This window comes from Saonia sp. (assembly GCF_056326165.1).
Genome location: NZ_JBWFBN010000001.1, coordinates 136,486 through 162,322 on the forward strand (window position 1 = coordinate 136,486; position 25,837 = coordinate 162,322).

The following is a 25,837-nucleotide window of genomic DNA, read 5'->3' on the forward strand; positions in this document are numbered from 1 at the left end:
ATTAAAATGATACAAAAGAAATTTATATACATCCTATTGTTCTTTCTTGCGCTCTCAAAGGTGAGTGCGCAAGATGAGAACCCTTTTGTTACTTATGACGTTCCATCTCAGAACCTCCTAAAATTCAATAGGTTCTTAATAAACCCTACGTTTTCAACGGTTAGGGAGGACAAGTCGTATATAAATCTTTTACACAGAAACCAATCGGTATCTTTTGATGACAACAACCAAGCATATTTCCTGAGCTACAGCGGTAGAATAGACGACAGAACGGGGCTTGGTCTTAGTTTATATACACAACAAGAAGGAATTATATCCAATTTTGGGATGTTGGCTAACTATGCTTACGGAATAAAACTAAGCGAAAAAAGTAATTTTACTTTTGGAGCCAACCTGTCTTATTATAGTAGTGGCCTGGATCAAAGCAGAATTAACCCCATTGAGGATGATCCCTTGTTAAATGGTTTTCAAGACAGTAATCTAATTTCCTTTCAGCCAGGGTTTAACCTATCCTATGGTAAGTTTGATTTTGGTGTTTTTGCTGAAAACCTTTTTGATTACAATTTAAAAAGTAGCGAGTCTGTTACGGATTTTAAAGAAAAAACATACTCAAGTCACTTACAGTATACCCATGAATTTGAAAATGCACAAGGAGCATTAGAGGGTGGTAGATTAATGCCTTTAGCAAGAGTTAGAAAGGTAGGAGAAAATGACGTTGTTCTTGGTGGTAGTCTAATTCTGGACCTTCCAAAACTTGGATGGGTACAAGGAGGTTATGATAGTTTTTATGGAGCTGCCGCAGGGGTTGGTTTTAACCTCAATAAAAGACTGTCCCTTGGGTACACTATGGAAAAGGGGTTGTCCAACAACTTTGACAATTTTGGCCTAACACATGAAATTTCATTCGCTTATTCATTTACACCAAACTTAACTGAAGATAGGGTAATGTTAGAAAATGAGGATGAGAATGATTTAGTTGAGAGTGATGAATTAGAGAGTTCTGATACATTGGCAGCTAAGGACGCAGAAATTGAAGATTTAAAAAGACGTTTGGCAGAAAACGATGCCATCCTTGCTGAGTTAATGTTTAGACAAGATTCTATTGAAGAAAACAGGCAAAAAAACCTGGAAAAAAGGTTTGAAACCGTAATGAGAATGGTTAGAAATGAAACCAATGGCAACAGACCAGATTTAGAAGAAAAAGCCAAAGAGTTATATTTTGTTAACAATGACAAAACCAATGGCGAAGGGGATTTGGCCCTTGAAAATTATGAAAAGGAAGAAAAAAATCCAAACGGTATAAAAAATGCTCTTCAATCTAAAGATAACATTGACAAAATTACATCCAACAAGAAAACACACCCTGTTGTTGTAAGGGATAAGACGAATAACGATGCCTTTGCTCAAGAAGCTAAGCGCAACAACATTAAAAATAGAAAATTCAAAAATCTTGATGGTGTAAAAGACGGGTATTATGTTGTTGCAAATGTTTATAAAGGAGGGCATTATCTAGATAAGTTTGTTGGTGACCTTAACCAACAAGGCATCAATGCTGATTACTTTACAAACCCAAACAATAACTTAAAGTATGTATATCTAGAAAGGTATGACACATGGCAAGAAGCTTTGGCTGCGCATAAATCAAACTTCAATGGCTCATATAATGGGGACATGTGGATTATGAATGTAGACAATGATGGTGATAATTATGATAAGGCCTATGTAAACAACGTAAATAAGATTAAAGAAAAATCTACCACGTATGATTCTGATGTGTTACAGAAAAATGTTGTGGTAAAAGACAATGTTGCTTCCAACGTTCCTAAAACCCAAACATATAATATAGATGGCTTGGGATCTGGATATTATATTATTGCTAATGTTTTTGCCAACGCCAACAACGCCAATCGTTTTGTTAGATTGTTAAACTCTCAAGGACTAAGTGCTAGCTATTTTATTAATCCAGAAAACAAATACAGGTATGTCTACCTAAAAAAACACGGGTCGTGGAACAACGCCCTAATATCTTACTACTCCAAACTAAACAATATGTATGACGATAAAATGTGGATCATGCGTGTAAAACCTAACCAAGCAGCTTAATGAAACATAAAAAAACTCTGGGAAATAACCGGCCCCTATTCCTAATATTTATGCTTTTTAGCTTGTTCATGGCGAATGGACAAGTAGAGGTTCCCTTTACCCCAAGAATACAGGATGGGGGAAACAGTTATATAAACATTAAAGGGGATTATACTTTTTTGGCAAACAGTATTATAAATAGGCACCAAAATAACGGTAATAATGCCAATGTTCCGTATAATGGCAATTCTAATAACAATGGTTTTCATAGGGATTATATAGATATCGATGGCGACCCAACAACCTTTAGCTCAAGTAGTTCTACTTTGTCTTTGCCGTTTTGTTCTAGAATTTATTATGCAGGTCTTTATTGGTCTGGCAACTATCAACAAGAGGTGCTTAACAATCATCCTTATAGTGGCAATCAAATTCCGGGTTTACCTTGGAATGACACCCAAAGGTTAGACTTTACTGCAGTAAAACTAAAAGTTCCTGGAGGTAGTTATATAGATCTTGTAGCTGATAATGCGGCTGACCCAGTGGGTGAAGAAGACAGTATAATTTATGACAACGTAAACTTTAAGGATTCTCCTTATGTATGTTATAAAAATGTAACCAATGAGCTACAGGCTTTAGCAGACCCTAATGGGGAGTATTTTGTTGCCAATGTTAGGGCGACAAGAGGTGTGAGTCCTGGGGGTGCAGGCGGTTGGACATTGGTAATTGTATACGAAAACCCAACTTTACCTGGTAGATATATTTCAACTTTTGATGGATATGCCGGTGTAAGTGGTAGTACCCAGGCCGATATTAATGTTTCTGGGTTCAACACAATTCCAATTGGGAATGTAAAGGCCAGATTGGGTGCAAGTGTTGTAGAAGGGGACAGGAGCATCACTGGTGACGCTTTTAGAATTCAAACCCCTTTAAACCCTGGTTTTACCAGCCTATCAAATGCTTCAAACCCGTCTAATAATTTTTTTAATTCCAATATCACTATTGATGGTGCAAATGTTACCACTAGGGATATTGCAAGTACTAATACATTGGGTTATGATGCCGACATTTTTGAAATTAGCAATCCAGCAAATAGTGTAATCGAAAACGGAGAAACATCAGCAACCTTAAGATTATATACTCAAGGCGATGCTTTTGGTGCATTTTTAGTTGCCTTTGGTGTTGAAATTATTGAGCCCAATATTGTTCTGGAGAAAAAGGTCGAGGACATAGGCGGAAACGATATTACTGGGCTGGGTGTAAATTTAGGACAAGTAATAGACTATGTTCTTTCCTTTGTAAATACTGGAAACGATGATGCCACTAATTACACAATTAGAGATGTCCTTCCTATCAATACAACTTTGGATGAGACCAATATTACAATGCCTTCTGGCACAACATATGTCTATAATCCAGCAACAAGAGAAATTACATTTTCAATACCCGATAATTTAATTGAGGAGGGGGATCCCATATCAGAAATTAGAATGCGGGTACAAGTGGCAGAAAATTGTTTTGATTTTGTTGATGCTTGTACAGATCAAATTCAAAACTTGGCATATTCAACCTATGAGGGTGTAATTAACGACAATCAAATTAGTGATGACCCTAGTGTGTCAGACTTTGATGCTTGTGGATTTACAACCCCTGGGGCTACCAACTTCTTGCTTGATGATTTAAGTAGTTGTGATTTTAGTAGAACTGTACAAATGTGTGGTGCTGATGTGCTTTTAGATGCTGGGGATGGTTTTGATGATTATGTGTGGTATGAAGACGTGAATGGAGATGGGTTAATAGATGCTGGGGATACTGTTCTTTCAGATGGTAATCCAGATGGTGACTTAAGCACTATGTTGGTAAACAGCGTAGGGGTATATATTGTAGATAAAATAATTGCAGATCCATGTAAAGGTTTTCAGGAAATCATTACAGTTGAGCTTTTTGGAGCCACACAAACCAACCCAATAACAGATTTAATAAATGACACCTCCAATACTGTGGAGGGCCAAATTTTGGTTTGTCCAAATGATGGTGAAGAATTACCAGAAATTTTTCTTTGTGGATTAAATGATACAGAGCTTGTTTCCATAAACATTCCAGATGCAGATAGCATTGTCTGGGAACAATTGGATGAAGCAAGTTGTGGTGCCGCCGCGGCGGATTGTGCAAATAAAAATGGGTCTTGTACTTGGAACAATGTTGGTGGTGGAAATGATTTTACGGCATCCGATGCTGGGCAGTATAGGGTAATCCTTAATTACCAAAATGGGTGTTCGTCTCGTTTTTATTTTAATATTTATAAAAACCCTTTAGACCCTCAATTTAACCAAACAGATATTATTTGTACTACCCCTGGAAACATTACGGTTACCAATATGCCTGTTGATTATGAATATCAACTTTTGGATGCTACAGATTCATCTATTTTGGTGCCATATAGCGCTAACAACGGCCCTAGTTTTACAATTGCCACCAACGGAGCTTATACTGTTGAAATGAGACAGGTAGGCGTTGTTGATGGTTGTATTTTTAGGCTTGAAAATATTGGTGTCCTTTTAAGGGACTATCAAGTTGATATAACAACAAAAGACACAGATTGTAACGGTCTAGGTGAAATTTCTATTTCAGCTTTAAATGTTGAGGCTCAATATTATTATGAGATTTCCCAAGGAGGGTCTCCTGTTGATACTTTTGGCCCTAGCAATGACAATAACTATACGTTTGAAAACTTAAATGATGGTGTATATGATGTGTTGGTAACAACAGATGACGGCTGTACGTATTCAGAACAGGTCACCATAAATGATTTGACCGATTTAGATTTAACTGCGGTTATTTCCCAGCACATTAGTTGTAGGGAGGGAAACATCCAAATGAATTCATCTGGTGGACAAACACCACACACATATGCTATTTGGTCTTATATTGATGAGGGCGGGGCAACAGTTACCTCTTACCCAACAGTGGGTGATATTCCTGCTTCAGCGTATCAAACAAGTGTAATTTTTGATATACTAGATCCAGGCGATTATACTTTTGTGGTTGTAGATAAAAATAACTGTGCGGCATTTTCAAACACGGTAACTATCACGCTTGTACCTGCGGTGGAGTACACTACCGCAGTAACTGACGAAACATGTTTTGGGATTGAAAATGGTTCTATTGTTTATAACATGACTTCAACTAATGGTTATAAGGTAGATTTTTCTCTTGAATATTCAAATGGGACAATAGTTACAAATGCTTCTGGAAATTTCACTAATTTACCACAGGGTGATTATGTTGTTACCTTAACTCAAAGTAAAGGTGGTTCTTCTTGCGATTATTTAGAATCATTTACAATAGGGGGGCCTGTTGACGGTACCACAGGAAATGCCGTGCTTACACAAGATTATACCTGTTTACAAACTGGAACTATTGAAGTTCAAAATGTGGTGGGTGGAACCGCTCCTTATGAGTACAGTATTGATGGCGTAAATTTTGTGTCTGGTGTTGGGGCAGAAACCTTTACTGGTCTTGCAGACGGCACATATTCTATTACAATAAGAGATGCAAACGGATGTCCATTTGTGACCAATTCCATAACAATAGATCCGTTAAATGAACCAACAGATTTAACGTTTACTTCAACACAGCCAAATTGTCCCGCCTTAACATCTGATGTTACCGTAACCGTGGTCGATGGAAATACTCCTTTTGTGTTTGAGATTATTGCCCCTTCAGCAATTGCAGCAAGTTCAACAGCTGGTAATTCTGCAAATTTCAACGGGCTTTCGCCAAATACATACACATTTAGGGTAACAGACAATAAAGGTTGTTTTTACGATGAAAGTTTTACAATTGCCCCTGTTAGCCCTATTACTGTTGTAGGTCAACTGGTTAGTAACATCACTTGCTTTTCGGATACAGATGGTGAAGCGCTTTTTACCGTTGGTGACTTTAATACGAGCTACGATTATTCCATAACAGGGCCTTCCGCGTTTTCTGGAACTGGAGAAACCAGCACAACCATTCCTTTAACTGGATTGGATGATGGTATTTACTCCATTACTGTAACGGACAATGATACGAACTGTACCAATACAGCATCGGTTACAATTGCAGCGCCACCAGCAGCATTAACATTAAGTGCGACTGAAACACAACCAACTTGTGTTTCTGATGGAGGGGTAGTTCTATCCACAACAGGAGGATGGGGAAGTAATTCATTTACCTTAACAAACCCAGATACTACAATATTCGGAACCAACTCTACCGGTTCTTTTGCTAATCTTACACAAACAGGGTTGTATTCTGCTTCTGTAACGGATGCAAACGGGTGTGTGGTTACAACCACATTTACCTTAAACCCTGCTGTTGCGCCAGTATTGGCTATTGTTCCAAATGATATTTGTTATGACAGTGGCGTTGGTCTTATACTAACAGCCAATATAACTTCTGGTGGAGATGGAAATTATGAATATAGCCTAAATGGTGGTGTATTTGGAGCTAGCAATGTTTTCTCTGGTTTGGCTCCTGGCACTTACACTGTTGATGTAAGGGATGGTAAGAGTTGTACCGACTCTCAATCCATAACAATAAATCCAGAATTGACTGTTACTGCATCTGCTGGTAACATTGATGCTTGTGGAACTACAACTGACGTTGTTATAACAGCCGCTGGCGGAGATGGTAACTATGTGTATGCTGTAGTGGGTGACGGAGTTATTCCTGTTGGTGGGGATTTCGGCGCATCAAACTCTATAACAGTAACTGGTGCTGGTGATTATGATGTGTACATAAGGGACAAAAATGGAGGTGTAGATTTTTGTGAAGCCAATTATGATATAAACGTGGCACAGGATGCGCCTGTTGCAATTTCAGTATCCAACACGGCTATTTTATGTAGTGGTGAAGCAACATCTACCATAACAATAACAGCAAGTGGGGGAGAGGCGCCCTATACATATAGCATAGATAATGGTGCAACGTATCAACCTTCCAATACATTTGTAAACCAGGCTGCAGGTAGTTATAATATACGAGTTAGGGATGCCAACAATTGTGATGTAACTCAAATATATACCATAACTGAGCCTTTTACACTATCGGCCTCTGCTGCAGTGACAGAGTTGGTTGAGTGTAACCCATCTGCAGGTGCAGAGATTAGGATAACAAATGCGCAAGGGGGAACTGCTCCGTACGAATATAGTTTTGATGGAGGAAGCAATTATGTAGTAAGTTCAGTAGGCTATCTATTACCTGGAACGCATACTGTTTATATTAGGGACGCAAACGGATGTGACTTTCCAATGACAGTAACTGTTGATCCACAGCCTACAGCACCAAACGCAACTGCTACGGTTGACTATGAATGTGATGGTGAAGGAGTTATTACTGTTACTCCGGACAGTGCGGGTTTTGATTATACCTATGAAATTGATGGTGTGGCCAACACTCCAGACACGTCAAATATCTTCTCAGACGTTGCTGTTGGCAACCATACCATAACAGTAAATTATATTAGTAACACCCCTTCTGCTCCGAGTAATCTTTTATTGGAAAGCTTTGGCTTTGGTGCCAATACAAGTATTACCCAGATTGATCCTGCTTATTGTTATGAGCCACAAGATGGCTCTGCAAGTTTGTGTGGTTTTGGAACTGACACTCATATTCAGGATGGTGAATATTCAGTTACACAGGTTATTGCAAACCCTTACGGCACTTGGCAAAGTCCAAATGACCATACAGGAAATACAAACGGTAGGTTCTTGGCAATAAATGTTGGTGGTGTTGCTGGTGTAGGCGGTATTGTTTATGCGAAAAGAAATATAGAGGTTATAGCAAATAGGGATATCACAGTTTCTTTGTGGGCTTTTAATCTATTAAGAAATGGTACAAGTGGTGGAGATCCAACAATTGAAATACAATTGGTCGACGGCGGCGGAGCCGTTATTGCAAGTACTGCTACGGGTAATGTTCCTAAAAACAACAACGCTAATGATTGGCACAATTATACGGTTACTTTAGACCCTGGTGCAAATACAAACTTGGATATAGTTATACGGACAAATTCTGCTGTGGTCAATGGAAATGATATTGCCATAGATGATATACAAGCTTTTCAAACTCCTGAGCCATGTCCTGGTTCGTTTGATTTTGATGTACTCGTTGAGGGGGGTAATGCCTTTGCTGCCAGTGCAACAAGTGTAATTACCACTACTTGTGATGGTGGTTCCGATGGCAGTATCACTTTTGAAATAGAAAATTTTGATGCCGTTAATGGTTTTGAATATTCAACTGATGGTGGGGCTACGTTCTCTGCTCCTCAAACCAGCTCTCCGATAACAATTGGTGGTTTGGGTGCCGGAACACATAATATCATTGTTAGGGATGTTTTGGACAATTCATGCTCCATTACGGTTTCAGAAACTATTACCGCCCCTACTTCTGTTGTGGCTGTAGCTTCGTTAACCGTCCCAATGACCTGTGTAGATGGGGCTGTAATCACGGCAAGTGCCTCAGGAGGAACCCCTAATTATGAATATCAATTGGAAGACACGCTTGGAAACCCAATTGCAGGATATAATTTTGCCACAAACACGACCAACAATGTATTTACGGTTACTGTTGCTGGCAGTTATTTTGTTAGAGCAAGGGATACCAATCTTTGTGAGGACTTGACAGATTCCGCTGTGGTTGTGGCAGACCCACTTCCAGTGGTTTTTACTTCCACTCCTACAGCTTGTTATGATGGAAATAATGGTGAAATTGTTGTGAATGTTTCCTCTGGAAATGGAGGATATCAATTCAGATTGGATGGGGGTCCATGGATAACGCCTACGCCATCAAGTTCTATAACACACACCTTTAGCGGCTTAACCCCAGGTTCATATAATATAGAAGTTAAGGACCAATATGGTTGTCCATTGCCTTTAAGCGCACAAACGGCAACTATAGAGCCCCAATTGTTGGCAACAGTGGCAACAACAGATGTTAGTCAATGTGCTGATGGGAGTATTGTGGTAACTGCTTCTGGCGGGGATGGTTCTTATGAATACGCCTATGTGTTAACAGGTGTAGACCCAACAGGTAGCTTTGTTGCAAGCAATACTTTTGCCGTAACAGCTGGGAATGATGGAATCTATGATGTGTATGTAAGGGACAACTCTGCAGCATCTCCATTCTGTGAATATATGGAAACCGTGACCGTAAACCCTGTGGTTCCTTTAACTTTTACAGCAACTCCCAATGATCCAGAGTGTCATGACGGGTTGGGCTCTATAGATATCAACATCACATCTGGAACCAGTCCATATATTGTTGAAATAATCGACTTGGACAATGGTGGTGCCTCAGACCAGACCAATACAAATGTCTTTACGACCACATCAACATTTTACAATTTATTGCCCGGTGATTACACCATAAATATTACAGATTCTTTTGGTTGCTTAGTTACTGATACGCCTGTAACTATCACCAATCCTGATGAATTGACCGCTGATGTTTCAGCGATACTTCCTTCTGCCTGTAGTAGTGTGGATCCTAACGATTATGGTTTTCAGTTTAGCAACTATCCAACAACCTTAGGAACAATAGAATTTAGTGCTGATGGTGGGGCCACATGGACCGGGGACAACAGTGTTCCAGGAACAACAGATATTTTAACCGGTTATATTTCGGGAACAAATGTTTACCCATCTCTTAGAACGGTTGATGGGTTTGGAAACACTATATGTCAGACAGATTTACCACGATACACCATTCCTTATCCGTTGGACGACCTTGATATTACCATTTCCACAGTAGTGGTCGCTTGTAATGAGCTTCAGGTAACTGTACAAGGAACTGAAGGTGTTCCAAACTATGAATATGCTTATACAGAAGACCCCGCTAATTTCAACCCTGCTACTGCGGGGTGGACGGCTGCTATTCCAGGAAGTTATACGTGGGTCGGTTTAATTCCAGGTAGAACCTATGTGTTTTATGTAAGGGATTCAAGTGGATGTTTACGTCAAAGTAACGTAAACGTAAATGACATAACAATAAATCCAATTGAAATAAGTGCCACATTTGAACCTTCGTGTTCTGGTGCTAATGATGCTGAAATCACTTATACGTTGAGCCCAAGTGCTGAGCCACAAATGAAATGGGAGCTATTTGATTTAAATACAGGTCTAATAATAGCTTCAAGTGGGAATGTTGGAGGTGGATTGCCCGCTAATATTGTTCCCTATAACACAACAATATCTATTAGTGGTCTGTCTCCTGCTGAATATTATATTGTGGTTACAGAGGTTGACGCTGTAAATGTTGATGCCTGTGTGTCTGGTAGCGAAAATCTCTTGATTGAAGAATTAGACCCTATATCTGCAACCCTGAGTTCGCCACAAAACATAACTTGTAACCAGCCCGGTCTCATCTTGATTGATGATATTGTTGGCGGTAGTGGTCCTTTTACATACACTGTCACAGGTCCTGTGCCTTTTGTTACTATTTCTGGAACAACAGACAACCCTGTTGAAATAATTCCAGGTTCTCCTGCGGGCACATATACAGTTTTGATTGAAGATGAATTTGGTTGTTCTTTTACAGATACTGTTGATGTTAATTTGGACTCAAGGCCTGAAATATCTTTAGAGGTTGTAAGCAATTGCCCAGATGAGGGTGAATTCCAATTGCTTGTCACTTTAGATGCTCCTGGCATTGGCGCGCCATATTTCCTGAGCTTAAATGGCGGTGCTTATGAAAGCATAACATTTGACGGAAGCAATCAATATACCATAACAGGGTTAAGTTCTGGTGCGGCACAGTCCGTTGCTGTTGCAGACCTTAATGGCTGTCCAGACACTGATCCCTTTACAATATACCCTCCATTGGAATTTACGGCCATTCAAACAGCCTTGTTGGATTGTGAAGGGCCTCCTAATAACAATGCAGAGATAACTATTGATGTTACTTCTGGTTCTGGAAATTACGAGTATGAAATTGTTGGGCCCGTAAATGAGGGTAGGGTTGCTTTACCTTCTAATCCATTTACATGGACCCAAGCAAGTATGGCAGGAACCTATAGTGTTATTGTTTATGATGTAGGAACTCCTGTTCCTTATTGTCAAAAAACAATTGATGTTGAGGCTCCGCCAGCAATTACTCCTATTTTCACACACACACCAACAGATATTACGTGCAATGGATCAGATGACGGAACTATCGCGGTTTTTGCGACTGACAATGGTATTAATCCTCTAACTTACACTATTTCTCCTGTTGCTGGAAGTTTTAACGCTACGACCAATACTTTTGAAGGGCTTCCGCCTGGAACCTATGCGGTTACAGCGCTTGGCACAAACAATTGTACAACTACCATTACAGGAATTGTAATAAATGAGCCTGCCATAATTAGCACAATCAATACTACAGTTTTAGAATTTGGTTGTTCGGCAGGAAACAATCCGAACAATGCATCAATAGCAATTGATGACGCGGCCATAACAGGCGGTAGTGGAACTTATGTTATCTATGAGTTTATTAACGACCAAGGCACTGTTGGAACAGGTGATGATGTTGTGGTTCAATCTGGACCAAACACCGCTTATATTGAAACCAATACTGCTGGTGGCACATATATCATAAACGTGTACGATGACAGAGGTTGTATTGGCACAACCAACGCCACAATATTACCTTATGATGAATTGTTGTCCGCAACAGCATCAATCACAAACCCTTTGAGCTGTACACCTGGTACAGATGGAGAAATTACAATTACGGTTACTTCAACCAATAGTGACCCTTCAAGATTTGAATATAGTGATGATAATGGAGCAACCTATCAGGCCTCCAATGTGTTTCCTGGCTTAGATGTTGGAACCCACAACTTCTTAATTAGGCATATTGATACTGGTTGTATCATAACAGTATCGGAAACACTTACAAATCCAAATACATTTACCATCGATGTGGTTAAAATTCAGGACGTAATTTGTTTTGGAACCCAAACTGGTGAAATAACTCTGGAATTAGTTGATGCAACTTATGTAGGAGCATTTAATTGGATTATATGGAATACTAATGGAACAGCGGACACAGCCGATGACACACTAGTAGATAATGACACGTTCCCAACCAATGGACCTACTGCGCCAATTGCTCTTTTTGCCGGGGATTATCTTGTAGAGGTTCTTCAAAATGGTTTCCCTCAATGTACAAATTTCGAGGCGTTCACCATTAGCCAGCCAAGTGCTGCGATTACTGGGGATACCAACGTTACCGATGTTACTTGCGCCTTAAATGATGGTGTAATAGAAGTCATAGATGCTCAAGGTGGATGGGGTGGTTATACCTATTTTGTTGATTTAGCCACTAACCCCGCGCCAACATTCCCAGGCAGCTACCAAGCTTCTCCATTATTTACTGGCCTTGCTGGTGGCGTTGGCCCAGCCGGAACTGATTACCAAGTATGGGTCGCAGATGTAAATGGATGTGTAGAGCAATTGCCAAACGTAAATTTAGTAGACCCAGACCCTATCAACGCTTCTTTACAGGTGAATCAGGAAAACTGTACCAATCTACAAGGAGAAATAGAGGTTGTTGGAACAATCGGAGGTCAAGGAAGTAATTATATCTATCAACTTATAAAAGATGGCGTTGCATTTGGTGCCTCGCAATCTAGTACTACATTCTCAGGTCTAGGTGCTGGAAGCTATGAGGTGTTGATAACAGATCAATGGTCGTGTTCTTTTACAACGGCTGCAGAATTGTTGTATGAAGAAATGAACCTCGTAAGTACAGTTGTAAAAGCCATTGATTGTACAGTTGCTCCTGGTGGGGAAATTACCATTACTGTAACTGGGGGGTCATCCAATTTAGATTATACAGTAACATTCCCCGATGCAACAACTACAATAAACAATGCAACCGGAATATTTACAGGGCTTACACAAGATGGTACTTATACTTTTGTGGTTAACGATTTAGATACAACAAACCCCGTTTGTTCTAAAACCATTATGGAAGTGTTGGATGCGCCAACTCCCGTAACTTTTGATGCGCCAACAAGAACGCATGTTTCTTGTAATGGTGGTGCTGATGGTGAAGTAACAATAAATTTAACTCCTGCATCTTTGGGTGTTAATGACAATCCTGTTTATACGTATACTTTGTATGATGCTATAGGCACAACGATTGTTCAACCTACACAAACAAGTCCAACTTTTACAGGGTTGTCTGCTGCATTCTATCAAGTAGAGGTTGTTTCCTCTAGGGGTTGTTTGGACAGACAAACATTTGAAATTACAGAGCCTGCAATACTGACAGCAAGTGCTACAGCAACTGCTTTTGCATGTAATGCTTCTAATACGGTATCTACATCTACCATTACCGCGATTGCGGGTGGTGGAACAGCTCCATACTTATATAGCATTGATGGTGCTAATTTCCAATCAGCCGCTACTTTTGAAGTAATTGACAATGGAAGTGTGCAAAATATAACAGTTACTGTTGTGGATGCTAATAATTGCTCTATTCCAGCCATTGTGGCCCCTATTCAACCATTAAATGTGTTTACCGCTGTTGTGTCACAAGACACTGCTATTTCTTGCGCAAATCCAGAAGAAATATTGATTTCGGTTACAGATAATGGAAATGGGCTTAACGCATATACCTACGAGTTGCTACCTATTGGAAACCCCGACGGTGCATTAACTGGTACTCCAACAAATGTGACCGCAACATTTAATTTAACTGCTGTTGGAAACTATACATTTAGAGTTACTGATACCTCTACGGGATGTTATTTTGATACAGCTCCATATGAAATTTTGCCTTATGATCTAATTGATGTTGTGGCCACCGCCACAATGCCAGTTACATGTTTTAGTGGAACAAATGACGGAGCATTTGAAATTAATATTACTGGTTATGCTGGAGCATATTCATATGAAATATTCAATGGTTCTGGAATAACAACAGGAATTACTGGTGTAGGAAATACTACAACTAACCCAATGACCGTATCTGGACTTTCTGGAGGAAATTATTTTGTGAGAATTTTTGAAACCAATAATCCTTTGTGTCAGGAAGATTCTAATGTCTTTACAATAATTTCGCCAGACATGCCGCTTACTGCAACTGTTGACCCAATTGCTGATGCCACCTGTACCGATGACCAAGGAGAAATTATTGTTAGTCCTAGCGGAGGTTATGCGCCTTATGATATTGTTTTAACCAACACAACAACGTCACAAATCTATACGGCAAATGGTGTGGTAAGCCATATCTTTACAGGCCTTTCTGCAGGAAACTTCACGGTTGATATTACAGATGCTGGTGGTTGTACAATTAATGATACCGAGGTACTTGTTCCCGCAATTCCTATTACGGCAGATATTTCAGCAACCCTCGCTTCATTGGTATGTTATGGAGACACCAATGCTAGTGTGACGGCTATAAATGTTATTAATGGTCAGGGCGTTTATCAATATCAATTAAACTATTATGACCCAACTGGAACGGTGATTGATTTTTCATCTGGTACTCAGACCAGTCCTGTTTTTGATAATTTAGGAGCTGGTATCTATAGTATTACTGTATCGGACGGTTGGAACTGTGGTGTGGAAACCGTTCAGGTAACCATTACAGAACCTGTAGATGTCTTTAGCTCATTGGTGCAGTTAAGTCAAATGACCTGTAACAACCAAGCTCAAATACAATTATTTGCAGCAGGTGGAACCGGGCCTTACGAATTCAGTGTTGACGGAACGTCCTATGCCCCTATGTCTGGAGGAAATTCACATACTTTTACAGTCTCAGATGGTGTGTACCAATATTATGTTCGAGATTCTTTTGGATGCGATGCAATGCAGTCTAACCAAATATCTATTGAACCAGTGCCGGTATTAACAATAGACATTGATGATAGCGCTGCGACAATAAACTGTACAGGAGAAGCAACAGCAACAATTTTAGCAACAGCAACTGGTGGTCTTGGCAACTATTCATATGAACTTTATAGTGACGCCGCGTTAACCAATCTTGTTTCGGGACCACAAGCCACGGGATTGTTCAGTAATTTGATTGCCGGCAGTTATTTTGTTCATGTAACAAGTGTAGATTGTGAAGAAACATCTGCAGAAATAATAATTATAGATCCACTTCCTCTTCAAATAGATTTTGAAGACTACACAGATGTTGCGTGTAATGGTGCTAATGACGGAACCATCACTGTTGAGGTTTCTGGAGGAACCGGAGAAATATTATATGCTATTTCACCAACACTTAATCAGTTTGATACTGAAAATGTATTCACAGATTTAGAGCCTGGAGATTATGATGTAATTGCACAAGATGAAAATGGATGTTTCATCGTGTTCCGATTCACCATAAGTGAGCCCAATCCACTTGATGTTACATATGCCGCATTGCCAGAAGTTTGTGCGGGCAATGAAGATGGTTCCATTTCAGTTACAATTATCGGTGGTACTGCTCCATATAGCACTGCTTTTAACTCTAACAATGATGCTGATTTTGTACAAGACCAGACGTTATTTACGGATTTGGCAGCTGGCACATACGTAATTTTTGTTAGGGATGCTCAGGGTTGTGAAACCAATATTGTTGCAGAAATTGAGCCAGGTGTTAACCTTAATGGGGTTGCAACTCCAATATACACCTGTTCGGCAGACATGCCAACTGCGTCTATTGATTTGTTGTTTGAAGACCCTTCTGTTTCTTCTGATGTGATGTACGCTTTGGATTCTACAGACCCAATGGATTTACAATTGGATTATGACTTTGGAGACATTGCCCCTGGGAATCACACATTGACTATTTCCCATTCTAATGGGTGTATTAATACCATTGATTTTATAATTGAGGCTTTTGATCCATTAACGCTTGTGTTGGAACAAAACAATATCAATGAAATAACAGCAATTGCAACTGGCGGAACACAGAACTATACGTTTACATTTGACGGAATTAACAATGGTGATGAAAATACATATTATATTACCAGAACGGATACTTTCACAGTAACTGTAACTGACGAAAACGGATGTATGGTTTCGGCTGAAATTTTTGTAGAGTTTATAGATATTGAAATTCCTAATTTCTTTACTCCAGATGGGGATGGAAACAATGATTTCTGGGTGCCTCAAAACATAGAGCAGTTTCCACAAATACTAACCATCATATTTGACCGTTATGGTAGAGAGGTCTATCGCATGGAATTAAATGACTCTGGGTGGGACGGGATTTACCAAAACACTGAGCTTCCAACAGGAGATTACTGGTATATAATTAAGCTCATGGGAGAGAATGACGATAGAGAATTTGTAGGACATTTTACCCTATATAGATAATAAAACTTAACCTAAAAACTATGCGGAATAAACTGTTGGTCTTGTCTTTGTTTTTATCTGTGCTTTGCGCAAAAGGACAAGAGCTTACTATTCCCCAACTTTCTCAATATTTGGCAGACAATCCCTTTGTAATGTCTCCAACATATGCAGGAATAGGCGATCATATCAAAATTAGAGTCAATGGTCTTACCCAGTGGGTAGGTATTGAAGACGCGCCCGACACTCAGTCTCTAGCAGCTGATGCTAGAATTGGAAATAGGTCCGGACTAGGAATGCTGTTATATAATGACAGTAATGGTGAAACAAAACAAAGAGGGGCAAGGGTGTCCTTTGCACACCACCTTACCCTAGATAGGTATGATGATGAATTTTTATCTTTTGGTGTTTCATACAATTTTAATCAGTTTAGAATTGATATTCAAAACTTTGTGGACAATAACGACCCCAACGTAACTGATGACAGAGCAACAACAAACCATAATTTTGACGTTGGGATTATGTACCGTAAGGACAAATTCTATATAAGTGCCAATGCCTCAAATGTATTGCCAAAAGACCTAACAAAGTTTGACACACAATTTGAGCCAAACAAACTAAGAAACTACTACGTCTATACCGGGTATAGTTATTCTAAAAGTAAAAACAGCAATTTAGAAATTGAGCCTTCTATATTCTTTCAGTGGTTTGAAAGCGATGGCCGTTCTGTGACCGATTTAAACACAAAATTTAGATGGCATGATTTTGAAGATTATTATTATGCTGGTGTTACTTATAGGTTTTTAAATGACCAAATTGGCGACCCTTTATATATAGCTCCAATTGTAGGTCTAAAAAAGAACAATTTTTATTTTGGATATTCTTATCAAATTATTCTAAATGAGATTTTAGGGTATAGTACGGGAACCCATGTTGTTACACTGGGAGTAGACCTATTCCAAGGGCTAAGTAATTGTAGGTGTTCTTTCTAATAATTCTCCATTACATTAATTATGTTTGCATAAATTTTCAACATTATTTATGGGTATAATCAATGTAGATAATATTCGCGTTTATGCATATCACGGGTGCCTTAAAGAAGAAACAGCTATTGGAAGTGATTATTTAGTTAATGTTTCTATTGAGGCTAATCTTGCAAAAGCGTCGGTCACAGATAGCTTGCAAGATACTGTAGACTATGTACACATAAACAAGGTGGTAAAAGAGGAAATGTCCATTCCTTCCAAATTATTGGAGCATGTTGCCAAAAGAATTTTAACCCGTCTTTTTGCTGAAATACATTTAATTGATGCGGCACAAGTGTCCGTGTCAAAAATAAACCCTCCTATAGGAGGAGATGTTGAATTGGTTACTGTCTCTTTGTCTGAAAAAAGAGGTTGATTTTTGCTTTTAAGAAACCTAAAAAAAATAGTACATTTGCAGCCTTAATGGCATCGTGGCCGAGTGGCTAGGCACAGCTCTGCAAAAGCTTGTACAGCGGTTCGAATCCGCTCGATGCCTCATAAAACCCATCTATTTAGGTGGGTTTTTTTAATGCCTAATTCTTTCTATTCCTTTTTCAATATTTAATTTATCACTTGGGAGAAACCCTTTGGTAATTAAAACTAGTCCACAGATAACCAGAATAATACCCAACCCTTTTTTTAATAAAACTATTCGCTTGGGCGTTAGTTTTCTTTTTAACTGTTTAGCAAGCAGTATTTTAAAAATATCTGTAATAAAATAAGAAATAAGCATCGCTGAAAAGAAAATAACTATTCTGTTTGGGTTATTGTTAAGACTAGGACCCACAACAATAATAATTCCAAGCCAAAAAACCAGTACGCCTATATTGATAAAGTTCAATAAAAACCCTTTTACAAAAAGGCCGAGATAATTTTTGCTTATTTTTATTTTTTTGTTCTTTTCTTTCAAATCATTTTTAAAAAAAGTGGTGACCCCATAAATAAGAAGTATTACACCACCAAAAACAAACAAACCGGGTTGGTTACTTAAATTTTCAAGTAATTGAAAACTACTGAAGTATGCTATTAAAATAAAAACGGCATCTGCAAGAATTACCCCTAAATCAAAAGAGACAGCTGCCCTAAAGCCTTTTGTTGCGCTAGTTTCTAATAAAACAAAAAAAACAGGGCCAATTATAAAACTTAAGATAAAACCCAAAGGAATTGCCGCCTGTATGTCTTCAAACATAAATTTTATTCAATTACATTCTGGTAATCTTACCACCAAAGACTGTCTTTTCGTCCATTTTTGAAGGGTCCCCATATACTAATACTTCCCCACCAGCTTTTACCGTAGCTTTTACATAATCCGTCGCAAAAATACTGGCATTTGATCCCGCATTTACACTAATGGTACTAAACTTTGTTTGCAAATCTTTTCCTTTATATACACCCCCAGTGTTAATGTTTACATCTTGAAGGTTTGCAGACCCTGTTGTTGTAATAACCCCTCCTGTTACTGATTTAATTAATATTTGCTCAACATTAGCGTTAATTTTAAGCTCTCCGCCTTCTTGAGCTTTTAGTTCTAAGATATCCCCTGCAAAAACCTCTTCCGATGATGATATTACGGCATCCTCATTAACGTCTATTATCTTAAGCGGCTCTGTATAATATAAATCTATGAAAGTTCTATATCCGCTAAATAATTTGACTATTTCCATCCTTATTTTTAAAACACCCTCATTGTTTACTATCGCAACTTTTTTGGTGTTAACCCCAGTGATTACAGCTTTGTTTTCTGTAGATTTTATAAGGTTTATTGATAACCCATCAAAACCTTTAATTTCAGAAAACTTATCAAGAGACTGTATTATTTCTTCGTTCTGCGCAGTACTTGTGTAAACGCTTATACAAACAATTACTAATAAAATTATCCTTTTCATTGATTCGGGTTTTTAGGTAAATTCCTACAAAAGATAACTATTTATGTTCCAGAATAGTATTTTTATTCACCTATTTTATCCAACAAAGTAAAATCTAAATGCCTTTTTATTAAATCTGTACTTTTTACCATTACGGTTACAACATCTCCTAATTGATATGTTTTTCCTGTTCTTTCGCCTACAATTGCGTATTGTTTTTCATCAAAGTTATAATAATCATTCTTTATATCCCTAATCCTAACCATTCCTTCGCATTTATTCTCTATTATCTCAACATATATTCCCCATTCTGTAACCCCAGAAATAACTCCTTTAAACTCCTTATCTTGGTGGTCTTGCATAAACTTAATCTGCATGTATTTAATAGAGTCTCTTTCTGCGCTTGCTGCTAGACCCTCCATATTTGAAGAGTGTTTACATTTTTCTTCATAAACTTCTGCTTTTAATGCTTTTCCATTTTCAAGATAGTGTTGAAGTAAACGATGTACCATTACATCTGGATATCTACGAATTGGAGAGGTAAAATGCGTATAATAATCGAAAGCCAAACCATAGTGCCCAACATTTTCCGTTGTATAAATTGCTTTACTCATACTTCTAATAGCAAGAGTGTCTACTAAATTCTGTTCTTTTTGTCCTTTAACATCCTCTAGAAGCTTATTTAGCGACTCGCTAATGGTTTTTTTGCTTTTAAAGTCTAGCTTATGTCCAAAACGAGAAATAATACCATTTAAGTTCATTAATTTTTCTTCATCTGGCTCATCATGTACTCTATACACAAAAGGTTTTTTTGGCTTTTGTTTGCCAATAAATTCAGCAACCTTTCTATTAGCAAGTAACATAAACTCCTCTATAAGTTTATTTGCATCCTTAGCTTCTTTAAAATAAACACTGACAGGTTCATTTTTTTCATTCAGATTAAAACGCACTTCAACCTTATCAAAAGAAATAGCGCCTTCTACCATTCGTTTGGAGCGCATTATTTTAGCAAGTTTATTCAATGTTAGCGTAGCATCTACCACATCATCTGCCACTTTATAAGCATCCTCTCTAATAGAAATATTTTTAGGTATACTGCCATCACCATTTTCTATGATATATTGTGCTTCTTCATAAGCAAAACGTTCATTAGAATTTATAACTGTTCTACCAAACCATTGGTTTTTTAAAATTGCATTATCATCTAATTCAAAAATAGCTGAAAAGGTATATTTCTCTTCATTTGGGCGTAATGAACAAGCATTGTTGGATAATACCTCTGGCAACATAGGAACCACTCTATCTACAAGATAAACTGATGTAGCCCTTTCGTACGCTTCATCATCTAAAATAGTATTTGGAACCAAATAATGAGATACATCTGCAATATGAATACCTATCTCATAATTTCCATTTTCTAATATTCTAAAAGATAGGGCATCATCAAAGTCTTTTGCGTCTTTTGGGTCTATTGTAAAAGTGAGGATATCTCTCATATCCCTTCTCTTTCCTATTTCCTCTTTCTTTATACTTGTATCTAATGTATTAGCATAACGTTCTACATCTACTGGAAATTCATAAGGCAATCCATATTCAGCTAAAATAGAATGTATCTCTGTATTATGTTCTCCTGGAATACCAAGGACTTCTGTAATTTCTCCAATTGGCGAATCTGCTTTTTCTGGCCATTCAATAATTTCCACTAATACTTTTTCACCATCCTTTGCTTCTCCTATTTTATCAAAAGGAACAAAAATATCCGTATACATTCTAAAATCTGAAGGTTTTACAAAAGCAAAAGTTTTCTGTAAATCCACAATACCAACAAAAGTGGTTTTTCTTCTTTCAAGTACTTTATTTATTTCTCCTTCTAGTTTCTTTCCTTTTTTCTGTGGATAAATGTAAACTTCTACAGTATCACCATGAAAAGCCTTCTTTAATTTATTATAAGGAACAAAAATATCATTATCCATTCCTTCTACTATAACATATGCATTTCCTCTCCCTGTAATATCTATTCTTCCACTATGATACGATTTTGTATTTGATACTGCTTTATATTTTCCCCTTGTAACTTCAATAATTCTTTTCTTCTCTTTTAACTCAACCAATCTTTTTATTAATTCATTCCTATCAAATGCATCGTCAATTCCAATTTTTGCAGCTATTTGTTTATAATTAAAATCTTTATTTGGTTCTTTTTCTAGTACCGTAAAAATTCCTTTTGTAATCTCATTTTTTCTTTGACTCTTAGCTCTTTTATTTTTTTTAGTCATTAACTTTCTTAATTTCTGGAAAATTACAAATTATAATCCATTGACTTCTCTAAAATAGATAGATAGCAACTTTTAATGTTATTAACACATATAAACAAATACATATTTTCTTTTTAATTAATTAATAAAAAATGATGTTTATGATTGCATGTTAATAGTCTCTATAAATTAATTATTGTTTTCTTGCTTTTAACAAGAAAACCTTTTTATTACAATTTTATCATTTCTTATTTCTTATAATTTTCAGGTACTTACGTTTTTTATAAACACATATTAATAACTACTTTCAACATAAATTTTTTAATAAGTAAGTGCTGTGTAAATGTTAACTATGTTGATTTCTTGTATTGAAAAATTAATGTTTCTTTTTTAAAAGTTTATTTTGATATATGAAATGACTTTTATAAGAGGACTTATTTTTGATAAATAAAAATTTAGTTTTATTAATTATTAGTATACTATCAACAAATAGAGTAAAATATTAAAATATTGATAATCAATATGTTATAATAATAAAAAATAGATTGTTAACACACTATTATTTAATTTAATAAAAACGGTTTTGTACCTTTGTTTACACAGAAAAACGGCAATTATATGAAAATAGCTATAGGAAATGATCATGCAGGAACAGAATATAAACTTGCTATTATTGGGCTGTTAAAATCCCTAAATATAGAAGTCAACAATCATGGAACAGATGGGTCGGATAGTGTAGATTATGCAGATTTTATTCACCCAGTAGCTAAAGATGTTGAAGATGGAAAAGTAGATATGGGAATTATAATCTGTGGAAGTGGCAATGGAGCTACAATGACAGCTAATAAACACCAAAAAATAAGATGTGCCCTTTGTTGGAATAAGGAAATTGTAGAATTAGCCAGGGAACATAACGATGCTAATATATTAAGTCTTCCAGCAAGATTTATTTCATTGCCACAAGCTTTGGAGATGGTAAAAACTTTTTTAAACACCAAATTTGAAGGAGGAAGACACGAAAGGAGAATAGAAAAAATACCTTGTGTTTAACACATGGGACACTCTCACAACCATAATCACTCACATGCACATCCAGATCTAAAAGGAAGAAATTTATTTATTTCTATTCTTTTAAATATTTTAATAACAATAGCACAGGTTATAGGGGGGCTTTTATCTGGAAGCCTTTCATTATTGTCTGACGCTCTTCATAATTTTAGTGATGTTATTTCATTAATAATAAGTTATATAGCTAATTTTTTATCTAAAAAGGACGCATCATTTAATAGAACTTTTGGTTATAAAAGAGCAGAAATTATTGCTGCTTTTGTAAATGCATCTTCATTAATTGTTGTTGCTATTATATTAATAAAGGAAGCAATAGAGAGATTTCTAAACCCACAAGTGGTAGAGTCTAATCTTGTTATATGGCTTTCTTTGATAGCTATTTTAGCAAATGGATATAGTGTTTTTTTACTAAAAAAAGATTCTGAAAGTAACATGAATATGAAGTCTGCATATTTGCACTTATTCACAGACATGATGGCTTCGGTTGCAGTACTTGTAGGGGGTTTGTTAATGAAATTTTATAAGATTTATTGGATAGACCCATTGTTAACTTTGGTTATTGCTTTGTATTTAATTTATATGGGATATGCACTTTTAAAGGCATCTACTAAAGTATTAATGTTGTTTACACCAGACACCATAGAAGTGAAAAAAATAGTATCTGCAATAACAAAAATTGAACCTATTAAAAATGTTCACCATGTACACGTATGGCAATTAAACGAAGATGAAGTTCATTTAGAAGCCCATGTCGATTTTAAAAAGGACATTAGTTTATCTGAATTTGACGTTATCTTAAACGCAATAGAGGAAGAAACATATCATAATTTTGGAATAACCCATTTAAATATTCAACCAGAATTTGGTAAGTGCGACAGTAAAGATGTAATTGTCCAAGATTAGAAGAATGAAAATTGAAGTAAAGACTTTTCAAGAATTAAGCACGGAAGAACTATATGATGTTTTGCAGCTGAGATCAGAAGTGTTTGTGGTTGAACAAGATTGTGTGTATCAAGATTTGGACGGAAAAGACCAAAAAGCATTGCACGTTATTGGAAAAAAAGAAGGAAAAATAATTGCTTATACTAGAATTTTTAAAGCAGGTGATTATTTTAAGGAGGCCAGTATTGGTAGGGTCGTGGTAAAAAAAGAGGAAAGAAAATACAGTTTAGGAAAAGAAATAATGAAAGTTTCCATTAATGTAATAAAAGAAAAATTTATCGATGGTACTATTCATATTTCTGCCCAAACCTATCTTAAAAATTTTTACATGGACTTAGGTTTTAAGGAAAAAGGAGAAGAATATTTAGAAGATGGAATTCCACATGTTGGAATGTATATGTGATTTTGTCTTAACAAAGCCGTTTCCCAACCATTATATCAATTAAAAAATCTAATCTTAGAATAAGATTAATGGGTTTTTCTAATTTATTTGATGTGGAAAAATACAAATACCCTTCCTTTTTAGAGTTAAGTTCTGCCATGACAAATTTACCATTATGGCCGATGTTTGATTTTATATAATTGTTTAATGTGCTTTCATTAATTCCTTTAGATGACAACAACCCTACTAATTTTGCACGATTTACAAAGGTTATTTTACAAGAAGTAAATTTATTTAGCTCGTCACTGTAAATACTGGTAACCAAAGAATAGAAAGCTGTTTTTTTGTTTTCATCAAAAAGCCAACCTCTTTTTAAAACATTCGCTTTTTGATATTGAAGCTCAAAGGCAAAGGTTGGCAGACTATCATTTATATAATCTAATTGTGCTTTTTCGTCTATAAAAAATGACACACCAGTTTTTTTTTGTGTAAAGATGACATCTATACCTAACATTTGCCGCTTTATATCATTGATTCTTTCAAAAGAGTAGGTTTTTAGGTATTTGGTGTAGTGCTTATCTAACAAAACAGCAAGTTCTTGCTCTTTTTCTAAGTCTGATTTAAAACTACTTTTTAAGCTCACCTATCAAGAATTAATTTTATTAAAAAGCGCTTCCCCAATTTTTTCAACAACCCCAACAACCAGAGCATTGCCCATAAAAAAAGCCCTTTTTGCGTCACTAATGCCCTCTTGCCTTGTGTGGTTATCTGGGAACATATTTAAACGTTCTAGCTCAACAGGGGTTAAACGACGAAGACCTCTTTTTGTTTGTACAACATGCTTAAATCGACTAGGCGATTTACCGCCTTCACCAGTAATAATAGTTCTTGATGCATTGTCCAAAGAATCTGGAAAAACCATTCCTCCTTCACTATAGTTATATTCAAAACCAGTTTTGGCTTTTCTAACCTCTTTTTTTGCTCCTTTTAAATAGCTCCATTTGGGCAAATCCTCCTGAGAGATGTAAAACTCATTAGAAATTTCACCATTCTGAAGAATATCATTTAAAACAGCTCTTTTTCCACTGTATTTTGCATTTGTTTTGGCCGTATAAACAACCCCATTGACACAAACCCCACTATTTTGAAAAGGAGAAAGGCCACCATTAGCATTGAACCCATTAGAAATGGAAATTAAATCATTATCCAAAACAATGCTGTTTTCATTTTCCATAGTATCCCCAACAGGAAAAGCCGAGGCTAATGTGCCAGTTTCTTGAAGCCAATTTTTTTGTCGTTCTTTTTTTAGCGACTTGTATAAAGATGTGGATTTATGATATCCCAAAAAGAAAACTCGTCTTCTTCGTTGAGGCATACCATAATCAGCCGCATTTATAACGCGCCACTCTACGGCATAATCTAAATCTGATAAGCTTTTGAGTATTATAGCAAAGTCGCGACCTCTTTGGTTAGAGGGTGATTTTAAAAGCCTGTCTACATTTTCAAGGAACAAATATTTTGGTTTGTTTCTTTTCTCTTTAAGAATTCTATGAATAGACCACCAGAGCACTCCTTTTTTTCCAATTAGTCCTTTGGAGTTTTTTAGTGTTGTTGCCACCGAATAATCTTGGCAAGGAAACCCACCAACAAGTAAATCGTGGTCAGGTATTTCACGGGTTGGCACTTCTGAAATATCTTGATTTGAATGATTTTCTGGCCCAAACCGTGCTTCATAAACCATAGATGCATGCTGTGTCTTTGTAGAAGGTTCCCATTGGTTGCTCCAAACAACCTTATATTTGTTCTGTTTTTCTAACCCAAGACGAAACCCTCCAACACCAGCAAACAGCTCAACTACTTTAAGCATTTGTTTTGTTCTTTTGAGCCACTAATATCGTAG

Annotated in this window: 12 protein-coding genes and 1 tRNA gene; 8 read left to right on the forward strand and 5 right to left on the reverse strand. The window is 36.9% G+C overall.

All coding sequences use genetic code 11. The annotated features are described in order from the left end of the window. The first annotated feature begins 6 nt into the window (after positions 1-6). From AC000W_RS00620 to AC000W_RS00640, 5 genes are all read left to right on the forward strand, one after another. The gene (locus AC000W_RS00620) at positions 7-2,103 is read left to right on the forward strand and encodes a PorP/SprF family type IX secretion system membrane protein (RefSeq protein ID WP_474745160.1); all 2,097 of its coding nucleotides are present in this window, start codon (positions 7-9) and stop codon (positions 2,101-2,103) included. After that, complete coding sequence (locus tag AC000W_RS00625) at positions 2,103-16,424, forward strand: T9SS type B sorting domain-containing protein (RefSeq protein WP_474745161.1); 14,322 nt, start codon at positions 2,103-2,105, stop codon at positions 16,422-16,424. Before AC000W_RS00620 ends, AC000W_RS00625 begins: the two co-directional genes overlap by 1 nt. Before the next feature lie 20 nt (positions 16,425-16,444). Next, positions 16,445-17,392, forward strand: a complete 948-nt coding sequence (locus AC000W_RS00630; protein WP_474745162.1) for a PorP/SprF family type IX secretion system membrane protein — start codon at positions 16,445-16,447, stop codon at positions 17,390-17,392. 49 nt (positions 17,393-17,441) lie between these two features. Beyond that, the gene (gene folB / locus AC000W_RS00635; RefSeq protein WP_474745163.1) at positions 17,442-17,801 is read left to right on the forward strand and encodes a dihydroneopterin aldolase; all 360 of its coding nucleotides are present in this window, start codon (positions 17,442-17,444) and stop codon (positions 17,799-17,801) included. A gap of 49 nt (positions 17,802-17,850) precedes the next feature. Then, positions 17,851-17,921 (forward strand) — tRNA-Cys (locus tag AC000W_RS00640). Positions 17,922-17,951: 30 nt separating this feature from the next. Here the strand turns inward: AC000W_RS00640 and AC000W_RS00645 are convergent. The 3 genes from AC000W_RS00645 to rnr form a co-directional block, all read right to left on the reverse strand. Continuing rightward, entirely contained in the window at positions 17,952-18,614 is a 663-nt protein-coding gene (locus AC000W_RS00645; protein WP_474745164.1) for a LysE family translocator, read from the reverse strand. A 13-nt stretch (positions 18,615-18,627) separates the two neighbouring features. After that, positions 18,628-19,311 carry a head GIN domain-containing protein gene (locus tag AC000W_RS00650; RefSeq protein ID WP_474745166.1) on the reverse strand — a complete coding sequence of 228 codons (684 nt, stop codon included), beginning with the start codon at positions 19,309-19,311 and terminating at the stop codon, positions 18,628-18,630. Between the two features lie 62 nt (positions 19,312-19,373). Next, the gene (gene rnr, locus AC000W_RS00655) at positions 19,374-21,566 is read right to left on the reverse strand and encodes a ribonuclease R (protein WP_474745167.1); all 2,193 of its coding nucleotides are present in this window, start codon (positions 21,564-21,566) and stop codon (positions 19,374-19,376) included. A 597-nt stretch (positions 21,567-22,163) separates the two neighbouring features. Here rnr and AC000W_RS00660 point away from each other — a divergent pair. Genes AC000W_RS00660 through AC000W_RS00670 form a run of 3 tightly spaced genes read left to right on the forward strand, consistent with a single transcriptional unit; the run spans position 22,164 to position 23,958 of the window. After that, positions 22,164-22,595 (forward strand): RpiB/LacA/LacB family sugar-phosphate isomerase, encoded by a 432-nt coding sequence (locus tag AC000W_RS00660; RefSeq protein WP_474745169.1) that lies wholly within the window; start codon positions 22,164-22,166, stop codon positions 22,593-22,595. A 3-nt stretch (positions 22,596-22,598) separates the two neighbouring features. Then, positions 22,599-23,516 (forward strand): cation diffusion facilitator family transporter, encoded by a 918-nt coding sequence (locus tag AC000W_RS00665; protein ID WP_474745171.1) that lies wholly within the window; start codon positions 22,599-22,601, stop codon positions 23,514-23,516. Between the two features lie 4 nt (positions 23,517-23,520). Next, a complete protein-coding gene (locus AC000W_RS00670; protein WP_474745172.1) occupies positions 23,521-23,958 on the forward strand; it encodes a GNAT family N-acetyltransferase in 438 nt (145 codons plus the stop codon). Positions 23,959-23,965: 7 nt separating this feature from the next. On the opposite strand, the gene AC000W_RS00675 is transcribed toward AC000W_RS00670, so the two are convergent. Beyond that, entirely contained in the window at positions 23,966-24,580 is a 615-nt protein-coding gene (locus AC000W_RS00675) for a hypothetical protein (RefSeq protein WP_474745173.1), read from the reverse strand. A 3-nt stretch (positions 24,581-24,583) separates the two neighbouring features. Further along, positions 24,584-25,804, reverse strand: coding sequence for a DNA (cytosine-5-)-methyltransferase (dcm, locus tag AC000W_RS00680; RefSeq protein ID WP_474745174.1), 1,221 nt, complete (start codon positions 25,802-25,804; stop codon positions 24,584-24,586). Between the last annotated feature and the right edge of the window lie 33 nt (positions 25,805-25,837).